Source organism: Frankia sp. CeTa3Moorea (genome assembly GCF_978021225.1).
In genome coordinates this window covers 1-7359 of the sequence record NZ_CDXDOR010000078.1, presented here as the reverse complement: position 1 = coordinate 7359, position 7359 = coordinate 1, and the positions used below count along the sequence as shown (strand labels likewise).

Below are 7359 nucleotides of genomic sequence, written 5' to 3'. Positions count from 1 at the left end.
GCGGCGGCGGCCTCTCGGGCCTGGTCGCGCTCCCGCATGGCAGCGGCGTGCGCGGCCGTGAGCGCGGCGACCCGCGGATCGGCGAAGCGGCGCGCGGCGGCGAATCCGCCCATGGCGCCGAGAGCCAGCCCGATTAGGGCTAGCAGCGCGCTGGTCGTGTCCACGGGAGAGAGGCAATCACGGCCCTCCGACAGTTTCGCGCGGTTTCGCGGTGAGCCGGTCCCCGGCGGGGCCCTTCCCGGCGGGGCGCTTCCCGGTGAGCGGCCGCGGGGCCCGTAGCCGCGGGGCCTGTAGCCGCGGGGCCTGTAGCCGTGAGGCCTGTAGCCGTGAGGCCTGTAGCCGTGAGGTCCGTAGACTGACCGGCCATGGGCTTGTCGATCGGGATCGTCGGGCTGCCCAACGTCGGCAAGTCCACGTTGTTCAACGCCCTGACGCGCAATGAGGTGCTGGCCGCGAACTACCCGTTCGCGACGATCGAGCCGAACGTGGGCGTGGTCGGGGTGCCCGATCCGCGTCTCGGCGAGCTCGCGAAGCTCTACGACAGCGCCCGGACGGTGCCGGCCACGGTCAGCTTCGTGGACATCGCCGGCCTGGTCCGAGGCGCGTCCGAGGGGCAGGGCCTGGGTAACCGCTTCCTCGCGAACATCCGCGAGTCCGACGCGGTCTGCCAGGTCGTCCGGGTGTTCTCCGATCCTGACGTGGTGCACGTCGAGGGCAGGGTCGACCCGGCCGACGACATCGAGACGATCAACACCGAGCTGATCCTCGCCGATCTGCAGACCGTCGACGCGCGCCTGCCGAAGCTGGAGAAGGAGGCCCGGGCCGACAAGGCGAAGCAGCCGTTGCTGGCCGCGGTGAAGGCCGCGCGCGAGGTGCTTGACGCCGGCCGCACGCTGTCCTCGGAACCGAAGATCGATCGCGACGCCCTGCGGGAGCTTTTCCTGCTCACCGCCAAGCCCTTCCTCTACGTCTTCAACGTCGACGAGGACGTCCTCGCCGATCCCGGTCGGCGCAAGGAACTTGTCGGGTCCGTCGCGCCCGCGGACGCGATCGTGCTGTGCGCCAAGGTCGAGGCCGAACTGGCCGAGCTCGACGAGGCCGACGCCGCGGAGCTGCTGGCCTCGCTCGGCCAGGAGGAGAGCGGCCTCGCCCAGCTGGCCCGGATCGGTTTCCACACCCTCGGGCTCCAGACGTTCCTGACGGCCGGCCCGAAGGAGGCCCGGGCCTGGACCATCAGGGCCGGGGCGACCGCGCCGGAGGCCGCCGGGGCCATCCACACCGACTTCCAGCGTGGCTTCATCAAGGCCGAGATCGTCTCGTACTACGCCCTGATCGCGGCCGGTTCGATGGCCGCCGCCCGCGCGGCCGGCAAGGTGCGCATGGAGGGCAAGGACTACGTGATGGCCGACGGCGACGTCGTGGAGTTCCGCTTCAACGTCTGAGCAGCCTCCCGACCGCTATGGCCGGACCGCGAAGGAATACGAGTCCGGAAGTAGCTTTGGGATCAACGGCCGCCTCTACAGCGAGGCTGTGGCCGCGGCCTGAAGATCTCCGGCGGCCGTGGTCACCGCGCTAAACGAGCTGCCGGGTGCCCCGGGTGGCCGCGGCGACGACCGCCTCGACCGGTCCTCGCATCCCGCTCGCCCGCCAGGCGGTGGCGACGATCAGGGCCACGGCCGCCTGGAGCAGGAAGGACGGCGTCGGGTCCGCGGGGAGGAAGGACGCGGACATCACGATCACGTGGGCGCAGTAGAGGGTCAGCGTCATCGATCCGACGGCGATGAGCGGGACCAGCATCAGGGGCGGCAGCAGCCGGCTCAGCAGCAGGACGAACCCGAGCAGGGCGACCGCGGTCGCGCTGGTGTGCAGCAGATCGACGGGCGTGGACGAGTGCGGGGTGTCGACGGCCAGCCACCACCAGGTGTTCGTCGGGGTGCTGCCGTACAGCCCGGCGTCGAGGATGGACCGCACCGGCAGCGGCCCGACTCCCGCGACCTCGACGGGATCGACGGATTCGAGCGCGGCCATGCCTGCGGCGTGCCGGAGCAGTGCCCAGGAGGCCAGCGACGCCGCCGCGGCGATCGTGCCACCCCCCGCGAGCAGGGCGGCGGCGACCCGCGTGGACCGTAGATCCAGCCGGCCGGCCGCGAGTCCCACACAGAGATACCCGAGCCAGGCAAGCGCCGGATAGAAGCCGGTGAAGCCCATCTCCAGGGTCAGGCTCACCGGGTGGGTGAACACCCGGCCGAAGGTTGGGTCGTCAAGGGTCGGGGACGGCAGATGGTCCCGGCTGAGGAGGCCTGCGGCCGGGACGACCGCGAACGCCAGCACCGTGACGACGACCAGCGCTCCGAGCGGAGCCCGCAGCAGCGGCACGGCCAGGATGAACATCAGCGCGTAGTAACAGAGGATCACCGCGATGCCGGAGTGGGTGTAACCGAGGGCGAGGCCGATCGTCCCGATGCAGGCCGCTCGTGCCACAGTCGACGCGCGCGCCTGTGGCGCCGGCAGCCGGCCGGTCGACAACGCCAGCGCCACCCCGGCGAGTACCGCGAAGGCCGCCGAGGCCCGGCCGGAGGCGAGCAGATGCGCGGGGGTCGCCGCCCCGTCATCCTCGACCGCGGGATAGACGTGCGTCGCGACCATGCCGATCAGGGCGATGCCCCGCGCCGCGTCGACTCCGCGTAGGCGGCCTCCCCCGTGGGCCTGCGGGTAACGGGGCTGAAGCATCGCGGGCACGCCCTTCACACTGGTCTCCGGGCGGGGGTGGGTTTCGTCCGGCCCGCCGGGAGCATCCCCGGGCCGATGCGGGCACCGCGACCGTGGCTCGGCAGTCAACGACTGATGAGTGGCAAGGAGAGGGGGATGGCGTGATCTGCCATCTGGTGGGCCGGTCCGAGTGGGCGGCCGGGGCTGGCGGGTACCGCCCGGCGAGCCTGGCATCCGAGGGGTTCATCCATTTCTCCGCCCCGGAGCAGGCCGTGGCCACCGCGAACCGGTACTACGCCGGGCATGCGGACCTGCTGCTGGTCGTCGTCGACCCGGAGCGGCTGAGCGCGGAGCTGCGCTGGGAGCCGCCGGCGGCCGGGGCGCCCGCCGGCCAGGCGCCCGCGGGGGGCACGCCCGCGCCAGGGGAGCTCTTCCCGCATCTCTATGGGATGATCGACACCGGCGCGGTGGCGATCGTCGTACCGTTCCCGCCTGATCCGGATGGTGTCTTCAGGATGCTGCCCAGCCTCTGGTGATCTCCAGATCTGTTCGGTACGAGACGTCTGTTCGGTACGAGAGCTCAGTACGAGACACCGGCCGAGTACAGGATCTGTGAGATCCTGCGGGCCAGGGCCACGTCCAGCTCGGTGACGCCGCCGACCGAGTGGGTCCAGACCGTGAAGGTCGTTGTTCCCGGGCCCCGCTCGACGACCGGATGATGGTTCATCGCGTCCGCTGCCTGCATGACCTCGGCCACGATCGCATCGGCCTCGTCCCCGTCCAGCATGATCTCCAACTGGATCCGGTCGGCGTCGCCGATCCAGCCGGGTAGTGCCGCCAACGCCTCGGCGACTTCGGTGGTGTCCAGTTTGCTCGGCATACCGATTCCCTCCGGCTGGTGATTCTCTGATTCTCTGGCTTGGGGTCCGACGTCCCGCTGCTGGGCGGGCCGTCCTGGTGGAGCCACCCGAAAGGCTCATCAGACACGATCCGCCGGGTACGGATCCACGGCTGGCCGGACTCTGGGAGAGTCCGGCACCATGAACGCGGATGTGGAGGGCTTGGATGCCCTCCCTTCTACCCATGGACGACGGCGTGGAACACCCGAGGACCGGGACTGCACCGACGTCCCGGTGGTGAGGGGACGTCTGGTCGTCGCCGTCGCGCTGCTCGACGACGATCGCCGGGTGCTGGCCGCCCGGCGCAGGGAACCGCATCCCTATGCCGGGATGTGGGAGTTTCCGGGCGGCAAGGTCGAGCCCGGCGAGCACGAGCTCGACGCGCTCACCCGGGAGTGCCGGGAGGAGCTCGACGTCGAGATCGAGGTCGGTCCGCCGCTCGGCGAGGTCGGGTTGTCCAGCCCCGGGTGGGTGCTGCGGGTGTGGCTCGGCCGGGTGACGCGCCGGCAGCCCCAGCCCGTCGAGCATGACGAGCTGCGCTGGCTCGGCGTAGCCGAACTGGACGATGTCCGGTGGATGCCGGCCGACGGGCCCCTGGTGGCGGAGTTGCGCCGCGTGCTGTCGACGCCCGGATCGCTCTTCTGAACGCCGGCTCTTCTGAACGCCGGCGACGGGAGGTCGCGGACCGGTGAAGCCCCGGACCGGTGAAGCCCCGGACCGGTGAAGCCCGTTGTAGCCGTGGCATCCGTACCATGGGTGCATCCGTACCATGAGTGGCGGTGCGACCGTTGCCGGTGTACGCGTGACGGGCAGATCGTCGTGCCGCGGCGCCGACACCATGGCGGGCACCCGCCAGAACGTTCGCGTCACCGGTTCATGCGTTACCGTCGTTTCATGCGGTGACGTCGTCGTCGTTGTTGCGGGGTCGCGAACCCCATGTCCGCCCCGGAGCGCATCACCGTGTCTCTTCGTGCCGATCTTCGAAACGTGGCAATCATCGCCCATGTCGACCACGGCAAGACCACCCTCGTTGACGCCATGCTGCGCCAGTCCGGCGCGTTCGGCGAGCATGCCGAGCTCACCGACCGCGTGATGGACTCGATGGACCTGGAGCGTGAGAAGGGCATCACGATTCTCGCGAAGAACACCGCGGTCCGTTACGGCGACATCACGATCAACATCGTCGACACACCCGGTCACGCCGACTTCGGCGGTGAGGTCGAGCGCGGCCTGTCGATGGTCGACGGCGTCCTGCTGCTCGTGGACGCGAGTGAGGGCCCGCTGCCCCAGACGCGCTTCGTCCTGCGCAAGGCGCTCGCGGCGCGGCTGCCGGTGGTGCTCGTCATCAACAAGGTGGACCGGTCGGACGCCCGGATCGCCGAGGTGGTCGACGAGACCTACGAGCTCTTCCTCGACCTCGACGCCGACGAGGACCAGATCGACTTCCCGATCGTCTACTGCAACGCGAAGGCGGGCCGTGCCTCCACCACCCGCCCGGCCGACGGGGTGAGCCCGGACTCACCCGATCTCAAGCCGCTGTTCGACCTTCTGCTGGAGACCGTGCCGGCGCCGTCGTTCGATCCGGACGCGCCGCTGCAGGCCCTGGTCACCAACCTCGACGCGTCCCCATACCTCGGCCGGCTCGCGCTGTGCCGGGTGCACAACGGCACGATCAAGCGTGGTCAGCCGGCGACGCTGTGCCGGGCCGACGGCAGCCAGCAGCGCGTCAAGATCAGCGAGATGCTGATGACGCAGGCGCTCGAGCGGGTGCCGGCGGAGTCGGCCGGGCCGGGCGACATCATCGCCATCGCCGGCATCCCCGACATCACGATCGGGGAGACCCTCGCCGACGCCGATGATCCCCGGCCGCTGCCGGTCATCACCGTCGACGAACCGTCCATCAGCATGACGATTGGCATCAACACCTCCCCGCTCGCCGGCCGTTCCGGCAAGAAGCTGACGGCGCGGCTGGTCAAGAACCGGCTGGACGCCGAGCTCGTCGGCAACGTGTCGATCCGGGTACTGCCCACTGAGCGGCCGGACACCTGGGAGGTGCAGGGCCGCGGGGAGCTGCAGCTCGCCGTGCTCGTCGAGCTGATGCGGCGCGAGGACTTCGAGCTGACCGTCGGCAAGCCGCAGGTCGTCACCCGCATTGTCGACGGCAAGATCCACGAGCCGGTGGAGCGCCTCACTATCGACGCGCCCGAGGAGTTCCTCGGCACGCTGACCCAGCTGCTCGCGCTGCGCAAGGGCCGGGTCGAGCAGATGGTCAACCACGGCACCGGCTGGATCCGGCTGGAGTACCTGGTCCCGGCCCGCGGGCTGATCGGGTTCCGGACCGAGTTCCTCACCGAGACCCGCGGTACCGGGCTGCTGCACCACGTCTTCGACCGGTACGAGCCCTGGTTCGGGGAGCTGCGCACCCGGGCGACAGGCTCCATGGTCGCCGACCGCAGCGGGGTGGCGACCGCGTACGCCCTGTTCAACCTCCAGGAACGCGGCACGATGTTCGTCGGGCCGACGACCGAGGTCTACGAGGGCATGATCGTGGGTGAGAACTCCCGGGCGGACGACATGGACGTCAACCCGACCAAGGAAAAGAAGCTCACCAACATGCGTTCATCCACCGGCGACGAGCTGGTCCGGCTCACCCCGCACCGGGTACTCACCCTTGAGCAGGCGTTGGAATTCTGCCGCGAGGACGAGTGCGTGGAGGTCACCCCGGGCTTCGTGCGTCTGCGCAAGGTGGCGCTGACCGCCGCCGAACGCGAGAAGATCCGCTCCCGCCGCCGAGCCTGAGCCCGGTCCCCAGAGTGGCAAAGTCGCCCGTAGGGTCGTCAATGTGACGACAGCTGCCCCATCATCACCCTCTACTGCGCCACTTCCCGCCCGGCGGGCGATGTTCGTGCACGCCCACCCCGATGACGAGGTGATCTCGACGGGGATCGCGCTTGCCTCGTACGCCGCCGCCCCCGACACCCACGTCACCCTCGTGACGTGCACATTGGGGGAGGAGGGAGAGGTACTGGTGCCCGAACTGATCAATCTGCAGGCGGATCGGGGCGATCAGCTCGGCGGCTACCGGATCGGCGAGCTGGCCGGTGCCTGCGCCGCGCTCGGCATCACCGACCAGCGTTTTCTTGGCGGTCCCGGGCGTTGGCGGGACAGCGGGATGATCGGCACCCCCGCCAACGACCATCCCCGCTGTCTGTGGCGGGCGGACCTGGACGAGGCCGCGGCGGAGCTGGTGCGGATCGTGCGCGAAGTCCGGCCGCAGGTGCTCGTCAGCTACGACGCCCGCGGTGGTTACGGGCACCCCGATCACATCCGGGCCCACGAACTCACCCGGAGGGCCTTCACCGACGCCGCCGACCCGTCCTTCGCCCCGCAGGCCGGTCCGGCCTGGCAGGTCGCCAAGCGCTACGAGACGGCGCTGGCGCGCTCGAGCGCCGTCGCGGGCTTCGAGTACTTCCGCGATTCCGCCGCTGAGAGCAGCCCGTTCGCGGGTCTGAAGTCCGTGGACGAGCTGGGGATGACGCTTGTCGACGATGCGGACATCACGACCGAGCTCTCCGCTCCCCACTTCTTCGAGGCGAAGATCGCCGCCATGCGGTCGCACCGGACACAGATGAGCGTCGACGGGTTCTTTTTCGCGCTCGCCGACGGCATCGGTCAGCGAGCCTGGAGTGTCGAGCACTTCGTGCTGGCCGAGGGCGCCCGGGGGCCGGGGGACGGTCCGGGCGCCCTCGGC

At 70.2% G+C, this 7359-nt stretch carries 7 protein-coding genes; 5 read left to right on the top strand and 2 right to left on the bottom strand.

Going from position 1 to position 7359, the window contains the following annotated elements; translation table 11 throughout:
• Positions 1-365: 365 nt before the first annotated feature.
• Positions 366-1442, top strand: coding sequence for a redox-regulated ATPase YchF (gene ychF / locus AC08OV_RS14710; RefSeq protein WP_476614108.1), 1077 nt, complete (start codon positions 366-368; stop codon positions 1440-1442).
• Between the two features lie 130 nt (positions 1443-1572).
• Here ychF and AC08OV_RS14705 read toward each other — a convergent pair whose 3' ends face one another.
• Positions 1573-2730, bottom strand: a complete 1158-nt coding sequence (locus AC08OV_RS14705) for a heparan-alpha-glucosaminide N-acetyltransferase domain-containing protein (RefSeq protein ID WP_476619796.1) — start codon at positions 2728-2730, stop codon at positions 1573-1575.
• Positions 2731-2870: 140 nt separating this feature from the next.
• On the opposite strand from AC08OV_RS14705, the gene AC08OV_RS14700 reads away from it, so the two are divergent.
• Positions 2871-3245, top strand: a complete 375-nt coding sequence (locus tag AC08OV_RS14700; protein ID WP_476614110.1) for a DUF952 domain-containing protein — start codon at positions 2871-2873, stop codon at positions 3243-3245.
• A gap of 44 nt (positions 3246-3289) precedes the next feature.
• Here AC08OV_RS14700 and AC08OV_RS14695 read toward each other — a convergent pair whose 3' ends face one another.
• Positions 3290-3589 carry a 4a-hydroxytetrahydrobiopterin dehydratase gene (locus AC08OV_RS14695; RefSeq protein ID WP_476614111.1) on the bottom strand — a complete coding sequence of 100 codons (300 nt, stop codon included), beginning with the start codon at positions 3587-3589 and terminating at the stop codon, positions 3290-3292.
• Positions 3590-3749: 160 nt separating this feature from the next.
• On the opposite strand from AC08OV_RS14695, the gene AC08OV_RS14690 reads away from it, so the two are divergent.
• The 3 genes from AC08OV_RS14690 to mshB form a co-directional block, all read left to right on the top strand.
• Complete coding sequence (locus AC08OV_RS14690; RefSeq protein ID WP_476614112.1) at positions 3750-4253, top strand: (deoxy)nucleoside triphosphate pyrophosphohydrolase; 504 nt, start codon at positions 3750-3752, stop codon at positions 4251-4253.
• Positions 4254-4544: 291 nt separating this feature from the next.
• The gene (gene typA / locus AC08OV_RS14685; protein ID WP_476619791.1) at positions 4545-6407 is read left to right on the top strand and encodes a translational GTPase TypA; all 1863 of its coding nucleotides are present in this window, start codon (positions 4545-4547) and stop codon (positions 6405-6407) included.
• A 100-nt stretch (positions 6408-6507) separates the two neighbouring features.
• The coding region (mshB, locus tag AC08OV_RS14680) for an N-acetyl-1-D-myo-inositol-2-amino-2-deoxy-alpha-D-glucopyranoside deacetylase (RefSeq protein ID WP_476619795.1) at positions 6508-7359 on the top strand (852 nt) is incomplete at its 3' end.